Genomic DNA, 21,895 nt, shown 5'->3' on the forward strand with positions numbered 1-21,895 from the left:
TGAAGCCAGGGGGCGATCAATTCGCCTCTAGAAGTGGGTCGAGTGCGCGAACGTGCTCGACTTGCCAGCCAATCGGTACTACGTCGCCGACCGCCAGGGCCGGGTCCAGCTCGGCGATCGGTTGTTTCACGAAAAAATCGCTCTTGCCGCAGACTTCCAGGCGCACGCGCACGTGGTCGCCCAGGTAGATGAACTCCGCCACCCGCCCGGAAAAACGGTTGATGCAGCTGTCACTCGCGCCATTGAGGCTGACGCGTTCCGGACGCACCGACAGGGTCACCGGGCCGCCGACCTGGCCGACGTTCACCGCCAGTGCCTCGACCTTCTCGCCGCGCGCCAACTCCACCACACAGCGCTCGCCGGTATGGCTGTGCAGGTGGCCATTGAGGCGGTTGTTTTCGCCGATGAAGTTGGCCACGAAGGTGTTTTTCGGTTCTTCATAGAGGGTGCGCGGCGCGGCGATCTGCTGGATTTCGCCTTGGTGGAACACCGCCACGCGGTCGGACATGGTCAAGGCTTCGCCCTGGTCGTGGGTCACGTACACCACGGTGACGCCGAGGCGCTGGTGCAGGTGCTTGATTTCCATCTGCATGTGTTCGCGCAGTTGCTTGTCGAGGGCGCCGAGGGGTTCGTCCATCAGCACCAGTTGCGGCTCGAACACCAGCGCCCGAGCCAGTGCCACACGCTGTTGCTGGCCGCCAGACAGTTGCGCCGGGTAGCGCTGGGCAAAGGCGTCGAGCTGGACCATGCTCAACACGCGTTTGACCCGTTCGCTGATGTCGGTCTTGCTCAAGCCGCGCACCGACAAGGGGAATGCGAGGTTCTCGGCCACGGTCATGTGCGGGAACAGTGCATAGTTCTGGAACACCATGCCGATATCACGCTTGTGCGGCGGCACGTTGTTGATCGAGCGCCCGGCCAGCTGTATTTCGCCGGCGGTTGGCGTTTCAAAGCCGGCGAGCATCATCAGGCTGGTGGTCTTGCCCGAACCGGACGGCCCAAGCAGGGTGAGGAACTCGCCCTTGCGAATCTCCAGGTTGAGGTCTTTGACGATCAGGTTCTCGCCATCGTAGCTTTTCTGCACGCCACGAAAGCTGACCAGCACATCATTTGAATCCACCTCGCTCATACCCGCACCTTTGTGTTTTGGACTGCTGTGACACAAGCGTAGTCCAGCCGCGAGACCCCGGAAATCGGGGGCCAGGAGAGAATCGCATCAGCCGGATGGAAGGTCCCGGGTAGGGATCGCCCTACACGGATGGCGGGCATGGGACAGTGCAGCTGCAAGAGGCGGGCTGCAAGCGGCAAGAACAGGCCCGGCGGCGTTTTTGAGGTGTCGCTGATGGATACGCCGCTACAGCAGCTTGTGTTCCATGGCGTACTTCACCAGCTCGGCCAGGGAGGTGATATTGAGCTTTTGCATCAAGCGCGCCTTGTGGGTGCTGATGGTTTTGCTGCTCAGAGCCAGTTGCAGGGCGATGTCGTTGACGTTGGCACCATGTGCCAGACGCTCGAATACCGAGAATTCGCGTTCCGACAGCAGTGAATGCAGCGGTCGCGAGTCCGTCAGGCCGACTTCGAAGACCATCCGGTCAGCCAGGTCCGGGTCGATATAACGCCCGCCCGCCGCCACCTTGCGAATCGCCATCAGCAGCAATGCCGGGTCGCTGTCCTTGGTGGCATAACCGGCGGCGCCAACCTTCAGGGCACGGGCGGCCATTTGCGCTTCATCGTGCATGGACAGCACCAGGATGGCTGGAGGATTACTCAGTGCACGAATGCGTGCAATGGCCTCCAGGCCATTCACGCCGGGCATGGAAATATCCAGCAACACCACCTCGCAGGGCACATGACGCAACGTCTCCAGCAACTGCTCGCCATTGCCCGCCTCGCCCACTACCTGCAGGTCTTTGGCCAGGCCGATCAATTGCTTGATGCCTTCTCGGACAATGGTGTGGTCTTCGGCTACCAGTACGCGGATCACGGGGACTTCCTTTTATTGTTATGCATTCAACGGCACCGAAACGCTCAGGGTGGTGCCCTCCCCCAACTCGCTGACCAGGGATAGCTGCCCGCCCATGATGAGTACCCGCTCACGCATGCCGACCAGGCCAAAGGATACCGGGCGCCCTTGCGCCTGCACGAAACCGATGCCGTCATCGCTGATGGTCAGGCGCAGGTCCGGGCCGTCCACCTCCAGCGTCAGTTCCACAGTATGCGCCTGGGCATGGCGCATCACATTGGTCAGTGCCTCCTGCAGGATGCGGAACAGGCCGATGGCCTTGGCATCGCTGAGCAGCGGTGAATTTTCCGGGACTTTGACCAGGCAGGGAATCTGCGTGCGCGCTTCGAAGCGCCGGGCCTGCCATTCGATGGCCGAAGCGATGCCCGCGTCGAGAATCGGCGGGCGCAGTGCAGTTGCCACGTCGCGCACCAGCTGGAAGAGCTGGGCGATCAGGCGCTTCATGCTGTTCAAGCGCTCGTTCAGGCCCGGGTCGAGTTGCGCATAGGCCAGTTCGCACATCGACGTTTCCAGTTTGAGCACGGTGAGCATTTGCCCTAGCTCGTCGTGCACTTCACGGGCGATACGCGCCTTTTCTTCTTCGCGCACCGTTTCCAGGTGGGCTGACAATTCACGCAACTGCGCCTCGCTTTGCAGCAACGCGGCCACATAACGGCGGCGCTCGGTGACATCCGTCAGGTAAACCACCAGGTACTCGGCGTCGGCAAAGCGCAGAAAACTCAAGGACACGTCGGCGGGCAGGATGCTGCCGTCGGCGCGCAGGCAATCGGTGGCGAAGGTCTGCGCGCCGTCTTCGCTGGCACGCGCGCGTTTCCACAGGTTGAGCCAGCGGTCCATGCTCAGGGCCGGGTCAAAGTCGATCAGGGGTCGCTCGATCAGCGCGCCCGTGTCGTAGCCGAGCATGCTTTCGGCGGCACGGTTGGCATAACGCACGTGACTGTCCCAGTTCACCCACAGGATGCCGACCGTACTTTGATCGATGGAAAACTGCGTCAACCGCAAGGCTTCGGCGCCGGCGGCGCGTGCGGCACTCTCTTCTCGCGCCGCCAGCAGGTCGTGTTCCAGGCTGCGCTGATGGCGACGCTGCCAGAGCAACCCCGCCAGGCTGGCGCACAGCATGAGCCCCAGCAGCACGCTGAGGTTTTTCCACAAGCCCATGGACTCCGCCAAACGTGGGTACTTGGGTTGCAGCCAGCGGCTGTGCAGTTGGTCGAGGTCACGGGCGGGTATCGCCCGCAAGCCACTTTGCAGGATGCTCGCCAGTTCCGGCCATTCACGCCGCGTGGCCACTCGCAACAGCTGCGGCAGGCCGATATCGCCGACCACCGCCAGCCCGGCGAACTCCGCCTCGCCAGACAACCGGCTCAGTTGCGCTTCATCCACCACCGCATAGCGTGCCTGCTGGCTCACCAACAGTTGCAGGGCCTGGCGCTCCATGGGTACGCCTTGCAGGTTGAGCTTGGGGTAGGTGCTGCGCAGGTAGTCGGCCACCGCGCTGGGCATGCGCACCGCGATGCGCGACTGTGCGTCGAGTTTTTCCAGCTCCACGGCGCCGCCGCCTTCGCGAATGCCGACGATGCGTTGAGGCACACGCATATACGGGTCGCTGAATAACCACAGGCGCAAGCCGGCCGGGGTTTGCTGCAGGCCGGGGGCAATATCCACCTCGCCGTCGCGCACGGCTGCTTCAAGCTGCTCCTGATCGGGAAAGTTACGCCAAGTCAGCTCGATGCCCAGCGCCTTGGCCAGCCATTGCATCAACTCGACATTGGCCCCGGACAACCGCTGCAGCCGGCGGTCGTATTGAGCGTAAGGCGCCTGCAATACCACGCCCACCCGCAACTCTGGGTGCAGCGCCAGCCACTCGCGCTGCTGCGCAGTGAGTTGCGCCTGAGGGCTGGCGGGCGCGGCATTTGCCATCAAGGCCACACACAGGCAGCCGATAACCAGCAGGAAGCGAAAACCCATGATCCACGTCTCACATCACTGACAAATACTGATCAACCCATTAGGCTGCTGGAATCACTTCTGGCCGGGATTTAACGATGCCACCTCGAAACCGTTCGGCACTGCCAGCATTGTGCCTGTCGCTGCTATTTACCAGCGCCTTTTCTGTTCAAGCCGACGACGCGCCAGCGTCAGCCGCTGAAACACCCGCCGAGCGTCAGCCCTTGCCCGAGCGCAGCCAGGCCGAAGCCAGCGCCCTCGAACGCCAGGTTGCGCAGCAGGAGCAACAACAACTACAGGCCGGCAGCGATTCGTTCCTGGCCCTGTGGAAGCCCGCCAATAGCGCCGAACCCCAAGGCGTGGTGATTATCGTGCCAGGCGCTGGCGAAAATGCTGACTGGCCGCAAGCCATCGGCCCGTTGCGGCGTAAATTGCCGGATGCGGCCTGGGGCACTCTCAGCCTGTCCTTGCCGGACGTCAGTGTGGATACCCTGCCGCCACGCGTGATCGAACCGCCCAAGGCGGCGGTCGATACCAGCAGCAAAGACGGCAGCACGGTGGCCAAACCCGTCGAACAGGCCGCCAGCGCAGAAGCCGAAGGCACTGACCCGGCGGTGGTAGCGGGTGCGGATGAACAGGACAAGACCGATGCAAAGCGCATCTTCGACCGCATCGATGCGGCCGTTGCCTTCGCCCAGACCCAGGGCGCGCGCAGCGTGGCATTGCTCGGTCATGGCACCGGCGCATGGTGGGCGGCGCGTTATCTGAGCGAGAAACAACCTGCCCAGGTGCAGAAGCTGGTGATGGTGGCTGGGAAGACGCCCGCCGCTCGCCAACCGGACCTGCAGCAATTGGCACCGACGTTGAAAGTCCCAACCGCGGATGTGTTCTATCAAGACGGTGCGCAGGACGGCAAAAACGCATTGGCCCGTAGCCAGGCGGCCAAACGCGGCAAGAATGACGGTTACAAGCAGGTGCAACTCAAGGCCCTGCCTGGCAACAACACTGCCGAACAGGAGCAGCTATATCGACGCGTGCGCGGATGGTTGAGCCCGCAGGCCGACAAAGGCTGACACAGTTTCAGCAGATATTACAAAACCAATGTGTGAGGGGGCTTGCCCCCTCCCACATTGGATCGGTGTCAGGGCAATAGCCTCAGCGAAAATCTCGTCGTTCGCGAATCAACGCGTAGGCGTTGTGCAATTCACGGGTACGTTCGGTGGCCTCGCGCACCTGCGCCGGGCTGGCGCCGCTGCCGGCGATCTTGTCCGGGTGATGGCGGCTGAGCAGGCGGCGATAGGCACGTTTGATCGCCGAGGGTTCAGTGGTCGCCGTCACCCCCAGAAGCCGCAGCGCTTCCTGATAGCCACCACTTCGATTGACCAATGGCTTGCGCGCCGGCGTGTAATCGGCGGCCAGGGCGCGAATTTGTTGCGGCGTCCAGCCCAGCCATTTGCCCCACAACTCGATCAGGTCACGCTCGGCATCATCCGCCCGACCGTCGGCCCAGGCCATGCGCCAGCACGCACGTAGAACGCCCTCCGCGGCATGGGGCTGCGCCTTGAGCACGCGCAAATAACTGCGCACCCGGTCGGTACCGGACTTGCCCCGGTTAAACGCCAGGATGGCCCGGCGCTGGGCCGGTTCGGTCATGTCCAGCGCGCGCATTTCCTGGCGCGCCTGCTGGATATGCCCGTCCACGATCCGGCCATTGCTTTTGGCCAGGCGCCCCAGCAGCACGAACAACAACTCATCATTGCGCAGCGCCGGGCGCCCGCCCAGGCGTTCACGCAACTGCGCCCAGCTGTGCAATTGCAGGCGCCGGTCCAACGCCTGCCCCAGCAATGCACCCAACAAAGCCCCCGGAATACTGGCAATCGCAAAGCCAGCTCCGGCGCCGATCAGCGTCCCTGGCCACAACATCCTACGGCCTCGCTGTCAGCAAGGTTTCAACCTGCGCCAGACGCTCAAGCGTTCCGACATCAACCCAGCGTCCCTTCATGTGTTCACCCGTTACCAGCCCCTTGGCCATCGCCGCCCGCAACAGCGGCGCCAGCTTGAAGGCACCCGCACTGCAACCCGCGAACAACTGGGGGTCGAGCACGGAAATGCCACTGAAGGTCAGGTTATCGGCACCGGGCGCCGCATCATGAAGCAACCCATCGCTCAGGTAGAAGTCGCCACCGGTGGGGTGATGCGCCGGGTTGTCGACCATCACCAGATGGGCCAGGCCCTGGAGAGGCCGCTTCAATTGGCTGAAATCGTAGTCGGTCCAGATATCGCCGTTGACCACCAGAAACGGCTCGTCCCCCAGCAAAGGCAATGCCTGGAAAATCCCGCCGCCGGTTTCCAGCGGCTCACCTTCGGCTGAATAGCGGATGCGCAAGCCGAACTGGGCTCCGTCGCCCAGGTAGCTTTCGATCTGTTCGCCGAGCCAGGCATGGTTGATCACGATCTCGGTGAAGCCGGCCTTGGCCAGCGCTTCCAGGTGATACTCGATCAGCCGTTTGCCGCCGGCCTGCACCAGCGGCTTGGGTGTGTGCAGCGTCAGCGGGCGCATGCGCTCGCCCTTGCCGGCTGCCAGGATCATCGCCTTCATACGCAGGCCTCGGCCGGCTGGCGCAGGCTGGTGAGCAATTCGCCCAGGTCGCTCAACTCAGGACGGTCGGCGAGCACCGCTTCTATATAGGCAAAGAAGCGCGGCACGTCGGCCAGGTAGCGGGGCTTGCCATCGCGGTGGCAAATCCGCGCGAAGATACCGATGACCTTGAGATGGCGCTGCACGCCCATCAGGTCGCTGGCGCGCAGAAAGTCTTCGAACTCGTCGTGCACGGGAATTCCCAACTGCCCGGCCCGTTCCCAATAGCCGCGCTGCCACTGGCGCACGCGAGCCTGGGGCCAGCTGAGGAAGGCGTCCTTGAACAAGCAGGTGATGTCGTAGGTCACTGGGCCGTAGACCGCGTCCTGGAAATCCAGCACGCCGGGGTTGGGCTCGCTGATCATCAGGTTGCGCGGCATATAGTCACGGTGCACCAGCACTTTCGGCTGGGCCAGGGCGCTGTCGATCAGCCGTTCGCTGGCGCGTTGCCAGAGGGCTTGCTGCTGAGTATCCAGCTCGATACCCAAGTGGCGGCGTACATACCATTCAGGAAACAGTTCCAGCTCGCGGCGCAACAACGCCACGTCATAGCTGGGCAGCGGCGCGTCCATCGGCAACTGCTGGAAAGCCAGCAAGGCATCGATGGCATCGGCAAACAACTGATCGGCGTTTTGCTCGTCAATCACGTCCAGATAGGTTTTTCGGCCCAAGTCATTGAGCAAAAGAAAGCCACGCGGCAAATCTTCTGCATAAATTCTTGGCACGTTGATTCCCGATTTCGCGAGTAAATGCGCGATATCGACGAAAGGTTTGCAGTTTTCCTGGGGGGGCGGTGCATCCATTACAACGAATGTATGCGCCCCGCCCTCCCATCGGAAGTAACGCCTGAAACTCGCGTCGCTGCTGGCCGCGGTCAATGTGGCCGGGGGTACGGCGCCCCAGTCCTGAGCGTTGAAGAGGATCGGCAACTGCTCATCCAGCCAGACTTCCAGCTGTTGTAAACGTAGATCGTGCTCGGGCATTACAAGGGTCTCCGACGGCGCTAGCCGTCAAGCGGGGCATGCTTTATTATCACGCATCTTTTTCAGACCATCGAGAGGCGTGCGGCCCAAACCGCGGGCAGATGGCACGCAGGAAGCCCGGACTAATAAGATGGCATTGAAATCCCCCGCGTTTCGTAGAAAATTTCCGTTGCTGGTAACCGGCAGTCTGCTGGCCTTGCAACCTTTCGCCACCTCATTCGTGGTCGCCGCGGAACAGTATGACTGCTCAGTCTCTGCTTCGGGTGCCTGGGATTGCGCGCCAAAAACCGCCGCAGCCCCATTGCCACCGCGCCCGGTGCATGACGGCTCTGCCGTCAGCTCGGCCAACAGCACGCCGCAAGGCGAGGCTGGCGGCAGCGTCGACGCCGAGCCCAAGACCATGCTGGTCACCGAAGCCAAGGGCCGCGGCCTGCGTTCGCGCAGCACAGACTACAGCCACCTGGACTGGGTGCCTCGCGAGAAGCTGACCGCAGCGCAGCTGGCCGAAACCGGCCCTTACTGCGGTGGCGCCTACATCGAGCCGACTCGTCCTGGCATGAACGACAAGACGAACAAGAGCGATGCGCCGACCTTCATCGGTGCCAAGGCCTCTCGTTACGAGCAGGAACAGCAGGTCGCTACACTGGCCGGTGACGTCGTCATGCGCCAGGGCAGCATGCAGCTGGAGTCCGAAGAAGCCAGCCTGTACCAGGCCGAGAACCGTGGCGAGCTGAACGGCAACGTGCGTCTGCGCGACAACGGCGCGCTGATCGTGGGCGACCATGCCCAGGTCCAGCTCGATACCGGCGCCGCCCAGATCGACAACGCCGAATACGTGATGCACAAGTCGCGCATCCGCGGTAACGCGCTGTACGCCAAGCGCGCCGAGAACGCGATCATCCGTCTCAAGGACGGTACGTACACCACCTGCGAGCCAGACAGCAACGCCTGGCAGCTCAAGGGCAACAACATCACGTTGAACCCGGCCACCGGTTTCGGTACGGCCACCAACGCGACGTTGCGGGTCAAGAACATCCCGATCCTGTACACCCCTTACATCTATTTCCCGATTGACGACCGTCGTCAGTCCGGCTTCCTGCCGCCAAGCTTCAGCACCGGCAGTGAAACTGGCTTTACGCTGGTGACGCCGTACTACTTCAACCTGGCACCGAACTACGACGCCACGTTGTACCCGCAATACATGACCAAGCGCGGCCTGTTGATGGAGGGCGAATTCCGCTACCTCACCAAGTCGAGTGAAGGGCAGTTTGGTGGGGCGTACCTCAACGACGACAACGATGAGCGCAAGAACCAGACCGATTATGAAAAAACTCGTTATATGCTCAATTGGCAGCATAAAGGTGGGTTGGATTCGCGTCTGACGTCTCAGGTGGATTACACCCGGATCAGCGATCCTTACTACTTCCAGGACTTGAAGTCCTTTGAAGAAGGTGTTGAGAGCCAGGACTTCCTGAATCAGCAGGGCTCCCTGACCTATCGGGGCGATTCTTATCAGGCTCGCTTGAATGTGCAGGCTTACCAGCTGGCGACGATCTCTCAGATCACGCCGTATGACCGGTTGCCGCAGCTCACGCTGAGTGGCCAGCTGCCATTTCATCCAGGCGGTTTGAATTTCAGTTATGAAACCGAAGCCGTGCGCTTCGATCGTGACTTGGAAAACGGCACCTTTACCGATGAGAACGGGGCAGTTTCACCTCGCCTGGATACAAACGTCAGAGGCCTCACCCGTGCAAACGGTACTCGTCTGAACGTTGCGCCAGCTGTTGAATACCCGATGAACTGGACCTACGGTTTTATTACGCCGAAGCTCAAGTACGTCTATACAAAGTACGATCTTGATCTTGATACGTTCGGTAAAAACTCGCTCGCGGCAGGAGATGAGTTCAAAAGTTCGCAGGACCGCGCAATACCGATCGCAAGTGTAGACAGTGGTCTTTACTTTGATCGCAAAACCAATTTGTTCGGTAAGGACTTTAACCAAACCCTCGAACCGCGGGCGTACTACTTGTACGTCCCGAATAAAGATCAGAGCGATATTCCGGTCTTCGATACTAGTGAATACGCGTTCAGCTACGGCTCTCTATTTCGTGATAACCGCTTCGCTGGCTCCGACAGGATCGGTGACGAGAACAAACTTTCCCTGGGCGTAACCAGTCGCTGGATCGAGGATAACGGCTTCGAACGCCAACGCGTTTCCGTTGGCCAGGCGCTGTACTTCAAGGATCGCGAAGTCCAACTGCCAGGCGTACTGGCTGCCGACCGCGACGACGCCCGCACCGATGTCTCGCCTATCGCCCTGGAGTATGAATTCCGCTTCAACCGCGATTGGCGCGCCACCGCCGACTACAACTGGGATACCGAAAGCCACGCCCCACGTTCCGGCAGCGCGATGTTCCACTACCAGCCGGAAGACAACCCGAACAAGGTGGTCAACCTCGGCTATCGCTATCGCAACGACCAAGTGGTCTACAACCAACTGACCGGCAAATGGCAGTTCGGTGGCGACTACGGCCAACCAGGCGATCCGAACTTCGTGAAGGATTACTACAAAATCCAACAACACGACTTCTCGATGATGTGGCCGATCATTCCACAGTGGAACCTGATCACCCGCTGGCAGTATGACTATGCACGCAACCGTACCCTGGAAGCCTTTGGTGGCTTCGAATACGACAACTGCTGCTGGAAACTGCGCGTCATCAACCGTTATTGGGTTTCCAACGACGAATATACCCAGATCGCCCCCCTTAACGAAAAGGGTGACCACGGGCTCTTCTTCCAGATCGTCCTCAAAGGACTCGGCGGCCTGACCGGCGCCAAGGTAGAGAGCTTCCTCGACAAAGGCATTGAAGGTTATCGTGAACGTGAAGACAAAGCTTTCTGAGTGCTTGCGCCCGCTCGTGCTGGGCGCGCTGTTCCTGGGTGCCGCCTCGGCGCATGCCGCGGTGCAGCAGCTGGATAAAGTCGCAGCCATCGTCGATAACGACGTGATCATGCAGAGCCAACTGGACCAACGGGTCAAGGAAGTTCAGCAAACCATCGCCAAGCGTGGCGGTGGTGTGCCGCCCACCAGCGTCCTGGAACCTCAGGTGCTGGAGCGCCTGATCGTCGAAAACCTGCAACTGCAGATCGGCGAACGCTCCGGTATCCGTATTTCTGACGAAGAGTTGAACCAGGCTGTCGGCACCATCGCTCAGCGTAACAATATGAGCATCGATCAGTTCCGCGCGGCCCTGGCCCACGATGGCCTGTCCTATGAGGACGCGCGTGACCAGATCAAGCGCGAAATGATCATCAGCCGTGTACGCCAACGTCGCGTAGCCGAACGGGTTCAGGTGTCGGAGCAGGAAGTGAAGAACTTCCTGGCCTCGGACCTGGGCAAGATGCAGCTTTCCGAAGAGCTGCACCTGGCCAACATCCTGATCCCGACACCAGACAGCGCCAATGCCGAGCAGCTCAATGCTGCCGCCGCCAAAACCCAGGCTATCTATGATCGCCTCAAGGCCGGCGCTGATTTCGCCCAGATGGCGATTGCCCAGTCCGGCAGCGACAACGCGCTCGACGGTGGTGACATGGGCTGGCGTAAAGCCGCTCAACTGCCCCCTCCGTTCGACCGTGAGCTGAGCGCGATGAACGTGGGTGACATCACCCAACCGGCACGTACTCCGGGCGGTTTTATCATCCTGAAGCTGTTAGGCAAGCGCGGCGGCGAGACCTCGCTGAAAGACGAAGTACACGTTCGTCACATCCTGGTCAAACCAAGCGAAATCCGTACCGAGGCACAAACCAAGGAACTGGCCCAGAAGATCTATGACCGCATCGAAAGCGGTGAAGACTTCGCCACCCTGGCCAAGAGTTTTTCGGAAGACCCGGGTTCTGCCCTCAACGGCGGCGACCTGAACTGGATCGACCCAAAAGCCTTGGTGCCCGAGTTCCAGCAGGTGATGGCCGATACGCCGCAAGGCGTGCTGTCCAAGCCGTTCAAGACCCAATACGGCTGGCATGTGCTGGAAGTCCTTGGCCGTCGCGCCACCGACAACACCACCCAGGCCCGCGAACAGCAAGCCCTGACCGTACTGCGTAACCGCAAATACGACGAAGAGCTGCAAACCTGGCTGCGTCAGATCCGTGACGAAGCCTACGTTGAAAACAAGCTGCCAGGCGCCGAGCAAACAGGCACCGACCAGGCAGCCCAGTGAAACCCCAGCGTTTCGCCGTGACACCCGGCGAGCCGGCCGGCATTGGTCCAGACCTGTGCCTGCTGCTCGCCTCGCAACCCCAGCCACATCCCCTGATTGCCATTACCAGCCGCGACCTGCTCCTTGAGCGGGCCGCGCAGCTGGGTGTGGTGGTCAACCTGCTGAGCGTCGCACCGGGCAACTGGCCAGACTTGCCGGCACCCGCAGGCAGCCTGTATGTGTGGGATACCCCGCTGCAAACCAAGGTCGTCGCCGGGCAACTGGACAAGGCCAATGCGGCCTTTGTGCTGGAAACCCTGACCCGTGCCGGCCAAGGCTGCATCGACGGCGACTTCGCCGGCATGATCACCGCCCCTGTACATAAAGGCGTGATCAACGAATCCGGTATCGCCTTTTCCGGCCATACCGAATTCCTTGCCGAACTCACCCATACCGAACAAGTCGTGATGATGCTGGCCACCCGTGGCCTTCGCGTCGCGCTGGTCACCACGCACCTGCCGCTGCGCGATATCGCCGACGCCATCACCGCCGAGCGCATAGAACGCGTTACGCGCATCCTGCACGCCGACCTGCAACACAAGTTCGGCATTGCCCAACCGCGCATCCTGGTCTGTGGGCTTAACCCCCACGCCGGTGAAGGCGGCCATTTGGGCCATGAAGAAATCGACATCATTGAACCGACATTAGAGCGCCTGCGCCAAGAAGGCATGGACCTGCGCGGCCCATTGCCTGCAGACACTCTGTTTACCCCCAAATATCTGGAGCACTGCGACGCAGTGCTGGCGATGTACCATGACCAGGGGCTGCCCGTGCTGAAATACAAAGGCTTCGGCGCCGCCGTCAACGTGACGCTGGGCCTGCCGATCATCCGCACCTCCGTTGACCATGGCACCGCCCTGGACCTGGCAGGCAGCGGCAAGATCGACACCGGCAGCCTGCACGTGGCCCTGGAAACCGCCTATCAGATGGCCGAGACCCGTATATGACTGAGCATTACCAACACCGGGCGCGCAAGCGCTTCGGGCAAAACTTCCTGCACGACGCTGGCGTGATCGACCGTATCCTGCGCTCCATCCACGCCAAGCCCGAAGACCGTCTGCTGGAAATCGGCCCAGGCCAGGGTGCATTGACCCAGGGTCTGCTGGCCAGCGGCGGTCAACTGGACGTGGTTGAGCTGGACAAGGACTTGATCCCGATCCTGAATCAGCAATTCGCCGACAAACCCAATTTCAACCTGCACCAGGGCGACGCGCTGAAGTTCGACTTCAACAGCCTGAATGCCGCGCCTAACAGCCTGCGGGTGGTGGGCAACCTGCCGTACAACATCTCCACACCGCTGATTTTCCACCTGCTAAACAACGCCGGGATCATCCGCGACATGCACTTCATGCTGCAAAAAGAAGTGGTTGAACGCCTGGCCGCCGGGCCGGGGGGGGTGATTGGGGCCGTCTGTCGATCATGGTTCAGTACCATTGCCGCGTGGAACATCTGTTCAACGTGGGCCCAGGTGCATTCAACCCGCCACCGAAGGTCGACTCGGCCATCGTGCGCCTGGTGCCGCATGCCGTGCTGCCGCACCCGGCCAAGGACCACAAACTGTTGGAGCGCGTCGTGCGCGAAGCCTTCAACCAACGCCGCAAGACCCTGCGCAACACGCTCAAGGCGCTGTTAAGCAACGCCGAAATCGAAGCGGCCGGCGTCGACGGCAGCCTGCGCCCCGAGCAACTGGACCTGGCCGCGTTCGTACGCCTGGCCGACCAGCTCGCCATCCAGCCTGCGCCGACAGTGGAATAAGGCATAAGGAAAAAAATGTGGGAGGGGGCTTGCCCCCGATGGCGGCGTCTCAGTAAATGAATGTTTACCTGACCCACCGCTATCGGGGGCAAGCCCCCTCCCACATTTGGATCACGTATCTGGCCTAGTGCCCACCTATTGGCCTAGACTGGCCCGCATCAGCTGTCCTGCGCATTTGCTTTTAAGGCCTCTTGCATGTCCGATCCTCGTTACCAGATCGACGTCAGCGTCGTCACCCGCTTCCTGGCGGACCAATCGCAACCTGAACACAACCGCTTTGCGTTTGCCTACACCATCACGGTGAAAAACAACGGGCTGGTGCCGGCCAAGCTGCTGTCACGCCACTGGGTGATCACCGACGGGGACGGCCAGGTCGAGGAGGTGCGCGGCGCGGGTGTGGTCGGCCAGCAACCGTTGATCGACATCGGCGCCAGCCATACCTACAGCAGCGGCACGGTGATGACCTCCAAAGTCGGCACCATGCAAGGCACGTATCAGATGAAGGCTACCGACGGCAAACTGTTCGACGCGATCATCAAACCGTTCCGCCTCGCCGTACCTGGGGCCCTGCACTGATATGGCAACGTATGCGGTCGGTGACCTGCAAGGCTGCCTGGAGCCCCTCAAGTGCCTGCTCGAACGCGTGGCTTTTGACCCGGTAAACGACCGCCTGTGGCTGGTCGGCGACCTGGTCAACCGTGGCCCGCAGTCTCTGGAAACCTTGCGCTACCTCTATCGCCTGCGCGACTCGCTGGTCTGTGTGCTGGGCAATCATGATCTGCACTTGCTCGCGGCAGGCCACAACATCGAGCGTCTGAAAAAAGGCGACACCCTGCGGGAAATCCTCGAAGCGCCGGACCGGGGCGTGTTGCTGGAATGGTTGCGCCGACAGAAGCTCGTACATTACGACGAGGCCCGCGATATCGCCCTGGTTCATGCCGGCATCCCACCGCAATGGACAGTGAAAAAAGCCCTCAAATGCGCCGCCGAAGTCGAAAGCGCGCTGGCCGATGACAACCTCTACAGCGCCTACCTCGATGGCATGTACGGCAACGAGCCGGTGAAGTGGGACAACGACCTTACCGGCGTCGCTCGCCTGAGAGTGATCACCAACTACTTCACGCGCATGCGCTTTTGCACGGCCGAGGGCAAACTGGACCTCAAGAGCAAGGAAGGCGCCGACACTGCGCTGCCTGGCTATAAGCCCTGGTTTGCCCACAAGGAACGCAAAACCCGCGACACCAGAATTGTCTTCGGCCACTGGGCCGCCCTTGAAGGCAAGTGCGAAGAACCCGGCGTGTTCGCCCTCGACACCGGTTGCGTGTGGGGCGGCGCCATGACGCTGATGAACATCGACACCGGCGAGCGCATCAGTTGCCAGTGTGAATCCCCCGAACCCACGACACAGACGGCCGCCGCCAAGCCCTAGGAGCCCGCCATGACAGAATTCAAACGTATCCCTCCCGAACAAGCCCAGGCCCTGCGAGAGCAAGGCGCTGTGGTCGTCGATATCCGCGACCAGCCAACCTATGCCGCTGCCCATATCAGCGGCGCCCAGCATCTGGACAACGTCAACATCGCCGACTTCATCCGCGCCGCCGACCTCGACGCACCACTGATCGTGGCGTGCTACCACGGCAATTCCAGCCAGAGCGCAGCGGCCTATCTGGTCAGCCAGGGTTTCTCCGACGTCTATAGCCTGGATGGCGGCTTTGAGCTGTGGCGTGCGACCTATCCTGCAGAAATTTCCTCAGGCGATTCGCAATAATTTTTTTCACACCCCGCTACCCCGCGTGACGCTTGGGCTTGCGCCGTTTCTGACGAACGGCGCAGCCAAACTAATTACGCATCGCGCCTTGACCTCCCCGATTCCGAACTATCCTTAAGTGCAGGCCATCCAAATCAGGGGAGAGCCGGTACACCGGCGTGCGGGTCATCGGTAGCGTTTCAGGGTGTTCTGGGGGGAAAACAGCCATTGGCGAACGTCAAGGGCTGCCAGCATCGACTGATTGATCCGGCGTCGGCTCCACGTATCGAGCGAGGTGACGACGTCATGAGTATCTTTAGCCACTTCCAACAACGTTTCGAGTCCACACAGCAGGAAGAACTCACGCTTCAAGAGTATCTCGAGCTGTGCAAACGGGACCGCAGCACCTACGCGTCTGCCGCCGAACGCCTGCTGCTGGCGATTGGCGAGCCGGAGCTGGTAGACACCTCGAACAATTCGCGCCTGTCGCGAATATTCTCCAACAAGGTGATCCGCCGTTATCCGGCCTTTGAAGACTTCCACGGCATGGAAGAATGCATCGACCAGATCGTCTCCTACTTCCGCCATGCCGCCCAAGGCCTGGAGGAAAAGAAGCAGATCCTCTACCTGCTTGGCCCCGTTGGCGGCGGCAAGTCGTCCCTGGCTGAAAAGCTCAAACAACTCATCGAAAAAGTGCCCTTCTATGCGATCAAGGGCTCGCCGGTGTTCGAGTCGCCCCTGGGCCTGTTCAACGCCACCGAAGATGGCGCGATCCTCGAAGAAGACTTCGGCATCCCACGGCGCTACCTCAATACCATCATGTCGCCCTGGGCCACCAAGCGCCTGTCCGAGTTCGGCGGAGATATCAGCCAGTTCCGCGTGGTCAAACTCTACCCCTCGATCCTCAACCAGATCGGCGTCGCCAAGACCGAGCCGGGCGACGAGAACAACCAGGACATTTCGGCGCTGGTGGGCAAGGTCGATATCCGCAAACTGGAAGAATTCCCGCAGAACGACGCCGACGCCTACAGCTACTCGGGCGCGCTGTGCCGGGCCAACCAGGGCCTGATGGAGTTCGTGGAGATGTTCAAGGCGCCGATCAAGGTGCTGCACCCACTGCTCACGGCTACCCAGGAGGGTAACTACAACAGCACCGAAGGCCTGGGCGCGATTCCGTTCACCGGGATCCTGCTGGCGCACTCCAACGAATCGGAGTGGCACACCTTCCGCAACAACAAGAACAACGAAGCCTTCATCGACCGTATCTACATCGTCAAGGTGCCGTACTGCCTGCGGGTCAGCGATGAGATCAAGATCTACGACAAACTGCTGTTCAACAGCTCCCTGGCCAAGGCTCATTGTGCACCCGACACCCTGAAGATGCTCGCCCAGTTCACCGTGTTGTCGCGCCTCAAGGAGCCGGAGAACTCGAATATCTACTCGAAAATGCGCGTGTACGACGGTGAAAACCTCAAGGACACCGATCCCAAGGCCAAATCGATCCAGGAATACCGCGACACGGCGGGCGTCGATGAAGGCATGAACGGCCTGTCGACACGTTTCGCGTTCAAGATTCTCTCCAAGGTTTTCAACTTTGATCCCCACGAGATCGCCGCCAACCCGGTGCACCTGTTGTACGTGCTGGAGCAGCAGATCGAACAGGAACAATTCCAGGCCGAAACCCGCGAGCGCTATCTGCGCTTCCTCAAGGAATACCTGGCGCCGCGCTATATCGAGTTCATCGGCAAGGAAATCCAGACCGCTTACCTCGAGTCCTACAGCGAGTACGGTCAGAACATCTTCGACCGCTACGTGCTGTACGCCGACTTCTGGATCCAGGACCAGGAATACCGCGACCCGGAAACCGGTGAAATCCTCAACCGCGTGGCGCTCAACGAGGAACTGGAGAAGATCGAGAAACCCGCCGGCATCAGCAATCCGAAGGATTTCCGCAACGAAATCGTCAACTTCGTGTTGCGCGCCCGCGCCAACAACAACGGCAAGAACCCAACCTGGCTCAGCTACGAGAAGCTGCGCGTGGTCATCGAGAAGAAAATGTTCTCCAACACCGAGGATCTGCTGCCGGTTATCAGCTTCAATGCCAAGGCCAGCAAGGAGGACCAGCAAAAACACAACGACTTCGTCACACGAATGGTCGAGCGCGGCTACACCGACAAACAGGTGCGGTTGCTTTCCGAGTGGTACCTGCGGGTACGTAAATCGCAGTAAGGCAGCGACAGGCGCCGACTGCCAGGCATCCGACCTGGCAGGCGACCGCTTGTCCCTAAGCTTCCAGCTTGCGGCTTGAAGCTTGTAACGTGAAGCTGCCCGGAGGGCTCCCCATGAGCTATGTGATCGACCGACGCCTCAATGGCAAGAACAAAAGCACGGTAAACCGCCAGCGTTTCCTGCGGCGTTACCGTGACCACATCAAAAAGGCCGTTGAAGAGGCCGTCAGCCGCCGCTCCATCACCGACATGGAGCATGGCGAACAGATCAGCATTCCCGGTCGGGACATCGACGAACCGGTGCTGCACCATGGCCGGGGCGGCAAACAGACCGTCGTGCACCCCGGCAACAAGGAATTCACCACAGGCGAACACATCCAGCGCCCGCAGGGTGGCGGGGGCAGCAAGGGCGCGGGCAAGGCCGGTAATTCCGGCGAAGGCATGGATGAGTTCGTGTTCCAGATCACCCAGGAGGAATTTCTCGAATTCATGTTCGAGGACCTGGAGCTGCCCAACCTGGTCAAACGCAACCTGACCGGCACCGACACCTTCAAAACCGTGCGTGCAGGTATCAGCAACGAAGGCAACCCATCCCGTATCAACATCATCCGCACCCTGCGCTCGGCCCACGCCCGACGTATCGCACTGTCGGGCAGCAGCCGTGCAAAATTGAAGCAGGCCAAGGAAGAGTTGGCGCGGTTGAAGCGCGAAGAGCCAGACAACTTCGGCGATATCCAGGAAATCGAGGCAGAAATCGAGAAACTCAGCGCACGCATTCACCGTGTGCCGTTTCTTGATACCTTTGACTTGAAATACAACCTGCTGGTCAAGCAGCCCAACCCCAGCTCCAAGGCCGTGATGTTCTGCCTGATGGATGTGTCCGGCTCCATGACCCAGGCCACCAAGGACATCGCCAAGCGTTTCTTTATCTTGCTCTACCTGTTTCTGAAGCGGAACTACGACAAGATCGAAGTAGTGTTCATCCGCCATCACACCAGCGCGCGGGAAGTGGACGAAGAAGAGTTCTTCTACTCGCGCGAAACGGGCGGCACCATCGTTTCCAGCGCCCTGAAGCTGATGCAGGAGATCATGGCCGAGCGCTACCCGGCCAATGAGTGGAATATCTACGCGGCCCAAGCGTCCGACGGTGACAACTGGAACGATGATTCGCCGATCTGCCGCGACATCCTGATCAACCAGATCATGCCTTTCGTGCAGTACTACACTTACGTCGAAATTACCCCCCGTGAGCACCAGGCACTGTGGTTCGAATACGAGCGCATCGGCGAAGCCTTTGCCGATACGTTCGCCCAACAGCAACTGGTCTCGGCCGGCGATATCTACCCGGTCTTCCGTGAACTCTTCCAGCGCAGGTTAGTGACATGACCGCCAAAAAAGAGCATAAGCGCCAACCTATCTCCACCGGGTCCGAGTGGACCTTTGAACTGATCCAGGCCTATGACCGGGAAATCAGCCGCATCGCGGCCGGTTATGCGCTGGACACCTACCCCAATCAGATCGAAGTGATCACCGCCGAACAGATGATGGATGCCTATGCCTCCGTCGGTATGCCGCTGGGTTATCACCACTGGTCCTACGGCAAACACTTTCTCAGCACCGAAAAGTCTTACACCCGCGGCCAGATGGGCCTGGCCTATGAGATCGTGATCAACTCCGACCCGTGCATCGCCTACCTGATGGAAGAAAACACCATCTGCATGCAGGCGTTGGTGGTCGCCCACGCGTGCTACGGGCATAACAGTTTTTTCAAGGGCAACTACCTGTTCCGCACCTGGACCGATGCCAGTTCGATCATCGATTACCTGGTGTTCGCCAAGCAGTACATCATGCAATGCGAGGAGCGCCACGGCATCGACGCAGTAGAAGACCTGCTCGACTCCTGCCACGCCTTGATGAATTACGGCGTCGACCGTTACAAACGGCCCTATCCGATTTCGGCCGAAGAAGAACGGCTGCGCCAGGCAGAGCGTGAGGAACACCTGCAGAAACAGATCAACGATTTGTGGCGCACCATTCCGAAACGCGCCGGCAAAAACAGCGACAAGGACAATGCACGATTCCCCGCCGAACCTCAGGAAAACATCCTCTATTTTCTGGAAAAACACGCGCCACTGCTGGAGCCGTGGCAACGGGAAATAGTGCGCATCGTGCGTAAGATCGCCCAGTACTTTTATCCACAGCGCCAGACTCAAGTGATGAACGAGGGTTGGGCGACGTTCTGGCACTACACGCTGATGAACGACCTGTACGACGAAGGCCTGGTCACCGACGGCTTCATGATGGAATTCCTCACCTCCCACACCAGCGTGGTGTTCCAGCCCGGTTTCGACAGCCCGTACTACAACGGCATCAACCCCTACGCGCTGGGCTTTGCGATGTACCGTGACATCCGTCGCATGTGCGAACACCCCACCGAGGAGGACCGTCGCTGGTTCCCGGAAATCGCCGGCAGCGACTGGCTCTCCACCATCAAGTTCGCCATGAGCAGTTTCAAGGACGAAAGCTTCATCCTGCAGTACTTGTCGCCCCAGGTGATTCGCGACCTCAAGCTGTTCAGTATCCTGGACGACGACCTCAAGGACGACCTGGTTGTGCCGGCCATCCACGACGAGCCTGGTTATCGCACGATCCGCGAGACCCTGGCGGCGCAATACAACCTGGGTAACCGCGAGCCCAACGTACAGATCTACAGCATCGACGTGCGCGGTGACCGCTCACTGACCTTGCGTCATCAGCAGCACGACCGCAAACCCCTGGGCGAATCCACCGAGGAAGTGCTCAAGCACCTGCATCGGCTGTGGGGCTTCGATATCCACCTGGAAACCCTGCAGGGCGACCAAGTGATGAAAACCCACCATGTTCCACCACGCAGCGATCATAACGACAACGACTACGGCCGCCTGGACCTGGCTGTCGTGCACCTCTGAAACAGCAAAGCCTCCATTGGGTGGAAACAGGCGTTATCCTGTGCCGCTAATGGAGGCTTTTTCATGAAAATCTACAAAGTCGGCGGTGCCGTGCGTGATCGCCTGCTGGGCATCAAGGTCACCGATATCGACCGCGTCGTCGTCGGCGCCACCGTCGAAGAAATGCAGGCCAAAGGCTTCAAACCGGTCGGCGCTGACTTCCCGGTGTTCCTGGACCCAAAAAACGGCGATGAATACGCCCTCGCCCGCACCGAGCGCAAAAGTGGCCGGGGCTATGGCGGCTTCGTCTTTCACGCCAGCCCCGACGTCACGCTGGAAGAAGACCTGATACGCCGCGACCTGACCATCAATGCCATGGCCGAAGACGACGACGGCAACCTGACCGACCCCTACCACGGCCAACGTGACTTGGAAGCGCGTATTTTGCGGCACGTTTCACCCGCGTTCGCCGAAGATCCTCTACGAGTTCTGCGCGTTGCCAGGTTTGCCGCGCGGTATGCGCACCTGGGATTCACCGTCGCTTCGCAGACTCTGGAGCTGATGCGTCAACTCAGCGAATCCGGCGAACTGGAAGCCCTGACACCGGAGCGCAGTTGGAAGGAAATTTCCCGGGCACTGATGGAAGAGCAACCTCAGGTGTTCATCCAGGTACTGCGCGACTGCCATGCGCTGAAAACCCTGATGCCTGAAGTGGATGCGCTGTTCGGCGTACCGCAGCCCGAAGCCCATCATCCCGAGATCGACACCGGTGTGCACACCCTATGCGTGCTGGAACAGGCTGCAGTGCACAAACAACCACTGACCGTGCGTTGGGCCTGCCTGCTGCACGATCTGGGCAAGGGGCTGACGCCTGTGGATAAGTTGCCGCAGCACATTGCCCACGAACACCGGGGCTTGAAACTGATCAAGGCGGTCAATGAACGCTTCAAGGTGCCGAAGGACTGCCAAGAGCTGGCGCTGCTGGTGGGCCAGTATCACACCCACGGGCATCGAGCCCTGGAGCTGAAGGCTTCGACGTTGCTGGAGCTATTGCAAAGTTTCGACGTCTACCGTCGGCCGCAACGCTTCGAAGAGTTCATCGTCGCGTGCGAGATGGATGCGCGAGGCCGCAAGGGTCTGGAACAGCGCAGTTATCCACAGGCGGACTATTTGCGCGGCGCGGCAAAGGCTGCACGCGAGGTGGCAGTGGCGCCACTGCTGGAGAAAGGCTTCAAAGGCCCGGAGTTGGGCGAAGCCCTGAAACGTGAACGGCTTAACGCATTAAAAACCTACAAGGAACAACAAAGTTCATTGTAGGAGCGAGCTTGCTCGCGAAAAACCTGAGAGCGCTGCGTTATCGTTCACGCTCTTCGCGAGCAAGCTCGGCG

17 protein-coding genes and 1 pseudogene are annotated in these 21,895 nt (G+C 60.4%); 12 read left to right on the forward strand and 6 right to left on the reverse strand.

Annotated features, from left to right (window positions below; genetic code table 11):
• Positions 1-16 precede the first annotated feature (16 nt).
• The 3 genes from C4J94_RS24695 to C4J94_RS24705 all read right to left on the reverse strand — a co-directional run bounded on the left by C4J94_RS24695 (position 17) and on the right by C4J94_RS24705 (position 3,991).
• Entirely contained in the window at positions 17-1,129 is a 1,113-nt protein-coding gene (locus C4J94_RS24695) for an ABC transporter ATP-binding protein (RefSeq protein ID WP_124388433.1), read from the reverse strand.
• 225 nt (positions 1,130-1,354) lie between these two features.
• Positions 1,355-1,984: a response regulator transcription factor gene (locus C4J94_RS24700; protein WP_124388434.1), complete on the reverse strand. Its 630-nt coding sequence runs from the start codon at positions 1,982-1,984 to the stop codon at positions 1,355-1,357.
• 18 nt (positions 1,985-2,002) lie between these two features.
• Positions 2,003-3,991 (reverse strand): histidine kinase, encoded by a 1,989-nt coding sequence (locus C4J94_RS24705; protein ID WP_124388435.1) that lies wholly within the window; start codon positions 3,989-3,991, stop codon positions 2,003-2,005.
• A 77-nt stretch (positions 3,992-4,068) separates the two neighbouring features.
• Between C4J94_RS24705 and C4J94_RS24710 the strand changes: the two genes are divergently transcribed.
• Positions 4,069-5,043, forward strand: coding sequence for an alpha/beta hydrolase family protein (locus tag C4J94_RS24710; protein ID WP_124388436.1), 975 nt, complete (start codon positions 4,069-4,071; stop codon positions 5,041-5,043).
• An 82-nt stretch (positions 5,044-5,125) separates the two neighbouring features.
• Here the strand turns inward: C4J94_RS24710 and C4J94_RS24715 are convergent, their stop codons facing one another.
• Genes C4J94_RS24715 through C4J94_RS24725 form a run of 3 tightly spaced genes read right to left on the reverse strand, consistent with a single transcriptional unit; the run spans position 5,126 to position 7,591 of the window.
• Positions 5,126-5,893: a TerB family tellurite resistance protein gene (locus C4J94_RS24715; protein ID WP_124388437.1), complete on the reverse strand. Its 768-nt coding sequence runs from the start codon at positions 5,891-5,893 to the stop codon at positions 5,126-5,128.
• A gap of 1 nt (position 5,894) precedes the next feature.
• The gene (gene murU, locus C4J94_RS24720) at positions 5,895-6,569 is read right to left on the reverse strand and encodes an N-acetylmuramate alpha-1-phosphate uridylyltransferase MurU (RefSeq protein ID WP_124388438.1); all 675 of its coding nucleotides are present in this window, start codon (positions 6,567-6,569) and stop codon (positions 5,895-5,897) included.
• Positions 6,566-7,591 (reverse strand): aminoglycoside phosphotransferase family protein, encoded by a 1,026-nt coding sequence (locus C4J94_RS24725; protein WP_124388439.1) that lies wholly within the window; start codon positions 7,589-7,591, stop codon positions 6,566-6,568. Before C4J94_RS24725 ends, murU begins: the two co-directional genes overlap by 4 nt.
• A gap of 130 nt (positions 7,592-7,721) precedes the next feature.
• Here C4J94_RS24725 and C4J94_RS24730 point away from each other — a divergent pair, with 130 nt between their 5' ends.
• From C4J94_RS24730 to C4J94_RS24780, 11 genes and pseudogenes are all read left to right on the forward strand, one after another.
• Positions 7,722-10,496, forward strand: a complete 2,775-nt coding sequence (locus tag C4J94_RS24730) for an LPS-assembly protein LptD (protein ID WP_124388440.1) — start codon at positions 7,722-7,724, stop codon at positions 10,494-10,496.
• A complete protein-coding gene (locus C4J94_RS24735) occupies positions 10,477-11,811 on the forward strand; it encodes a peptidylprolyl isomerase (RefSeq protein WP_124389038.1) in 1,335 nt (444 codons plus the stop codon). Before C4J94_RS24730 ends, C4J94_RS24735 begins: the two co-directional genes overlap by 20 nt.
• Positions 11,808-12,797, forward strand: coding sequence for a 4-hydroxythreonine-4-phosphate dehydrogenase PdxA (pdxA, locus tag C4J94_RS24740; protein ID WP_124388441.1), 990 nt, complete (start codon positions 11,808-11,810; stop codon positions 12,795-12,797). Before C4J94_RS24735 ends, pdxA begins: the two co-directional genes overlap by 4 nt.
• A pseudogene (rsmA, locus tag C4J94_RS24745) lies at positions 12,794-13,605 on the forward strand (16S rRNA (adenine(1518)-N(6)/adenine(1519)-N(6))-dimethyltransferase RsmA). Before pdxA ends, rsmA begins: the two are co-directional and overlap by 4 nt.
• 195 nt (positions 13,606-13,800) lie before the next feature.
• Entirely contained in the window at positions 13,801-14,181 is a 381-nt protein-coding gene (apaG, locus tag C4J94_RS24750; protein WP_124364650.1) for a Co2+/Mg2+ efflux protein ApaG, read from the forward strand.
• A 1-nt stretch (position 14,182) separates the two neighbouring features.
• The gene (locus C4J94_RS24755; RefSeq protein ID WP_124388442.1) at positions 14,183-15,034 is read left to right on the forward strand and encodes a symmetrical bis(5'-nucleosyl)-tetraphosphatase; all 852 of its coding nucleotides are present in this window, start codon (positions 14,183-14,185) and stop codon (positions 15,032-15,034) included.
• A gap of 9 nt (positions 15,035-15,043) precedes the next feature.
• On the forward strand, positions 15,044-15,373 hold the full coding sequence (glpE, locus tag C4J94_RS24760) for a thiosulfate sulfurtransferase GlpE (RefSeq protein WP_124388443.1): 330 nt from the start codon (positions 15,044-15,046) through the stop codon (positions 15,371-15,373).
• A 285-nt stretch (positions 15,374-15,658) separates the two neighbouring features.
• Positions 15,659-17,581 (forward strand): PrkA family serine protein kinase, encoded by a 1,923-nt coding sequence (locus tag C4J94_RS24765; protein ID WP_124388444.1) that lies wholly within the window; start codon positions 15,659-15,661, stop codon positions 17,579-17,581.
• Between the two features lie 113 nt (positions 17,582-17,694).
• The gene (locus C4J94_RS24770; RefSeq protein WP_124388445.1) at positions 17,695-18,966 is read left to right on the forward strand and encodes a YeaH/YhbH family protein; all 1,272 of its coding nucleotides are present in this window, start codon (positions 17,695-17,697) and stop codon (positions 18,964-18,966) included.
• Positions 18,963-20,528 (forward strand): SpoVR family protein, encoded by a 1,566-nt coding sequence (locus tag C4J94_RS24775; RefSeq protein ID WP_124388446.1) that lies wholly within the window; start codon positions 18,963-18,965, stop codon positions 20,526-20,528. The genes C4J94_RS24770 and C4J94_RS24775 overlap by 4 nt, the downstream gene beginning before the upstream one ends.
• 63 nt (positions 20,529-20,591) lie before the next feature.
• Entirely contained in the window at positions 20,592-21,824 is a 1,233-nt protein-coding gene (locus C4J94_RS24780; RefSeq protein WP_124388447.1) for a multifunctional CCA addition/repair protein, read from the forward strand.
• Positions 21,825-21,895 lie beyond the last annotated feature (71 nt).

Origin of the sequence: Pseudomonas sp. R5-89-07 (assembly GCF_003851685.1) — a bacterium.
Lineage (GTDB): Bacteria > Pseudomonadota > Gammaproteobacteria > Pseudomonadales > Pseudomonadaceae > Aquipseudomonas.

Coding starts and splice junctions, on each gene's coding strand:
- C4J94_RS24695 (WP_124388433.1), bottom strand. CDS start 1,129: ATGAGCGAGGTGGATTCAAATGATGTGCTGGTCAGCTTTCGTGGCGTG.
- C4J94_RS24705 (WP_124388435.1), bottom strand. CDS start 3,991: ATGGGTTTTCGCTTCCTGCTGGTTATCGGCTGCCTGTGTGTGGCCTTG.
- C4J94_RS24710 (WP_124388436.1), top strand. CDS start 4,069: ATGCCACCTCGAAACCGTTCGGCACTGCCAGCATTGTGCCTGTCGCTG.
- C4J94_RS24715 (WP_124388437.1), bottom strand. CDS start 5,893: ATGTTGTGGCCAGGGACGCTGATCGGCGCCGGAGCTGGCTTTGCGATT.
- murU (WP_124388438.1), bottom strand. CDS start 6,569: ATGAAGGCGATGATCCTGGCAGCCGGCAAGGGCGAGCGCATGCGCCCG.
- C4J94_RS24725 (WP_124388439.1), bottom strand. CDS start 7,591: ATGCCCGAGCACGATCTACGTTTACAACAGCTGGAAGTCTGGCTGGAT.
- C4J94_RS24730 (WP_124388440.1), top strand. CDS start 7,722: ATGGCATTGAAATCCCCCGCGTTTCGTAGAAAATTTCCGTTGCTGGTA.
- apaG (WP_124364650.1), top strand. CDS start 13,801: ATGTCCGATCCTCGTTACCAGATCGACGTCAGCGTCGTCACCCGCTTC.
- C4J94_RS24755 (WP_124388442.1), top strand. CDS start 14,183: ATGGCAACGTATGCGGTCGGTGACCTGCAAGGCTGCCTGGAGCCCCTC.
- glpE (WP_124388443.1), top strand. CDS start 15,044: ATGACAGAATTCAAACGTATCCCTCCCGAACAAGCCCAGGCCCTGCGA.
- C4J94_RS24765 (WP_124388444.1), top strand. CDS start 15,659: ATGAGTATCTTTAGCCACTTCCAACAACGTTTCGAGTCCACACAGCAG.
- C4J94_RS24770 (WP_124388445.1), top strand. CDS start 17,695: ATGAGCTATGTGATCGACCGACGCCTCAATGGCAAGAACAAAAGCACG.
- C4J94_RS24775 (WP_124388446.1), top strand. CDS start 18,963: ATGACCGCCAAAAAAGAGCATAAGCGCCAACCTATCTCCACCGGGTCC.
- C4J94_RS24780 (WP_124388447.1), top strand. CDS start 20,592: ATGAAAATCTACAAAGTCGGCGGTGCCGTGCGTGATCGCCTGCTGGGC.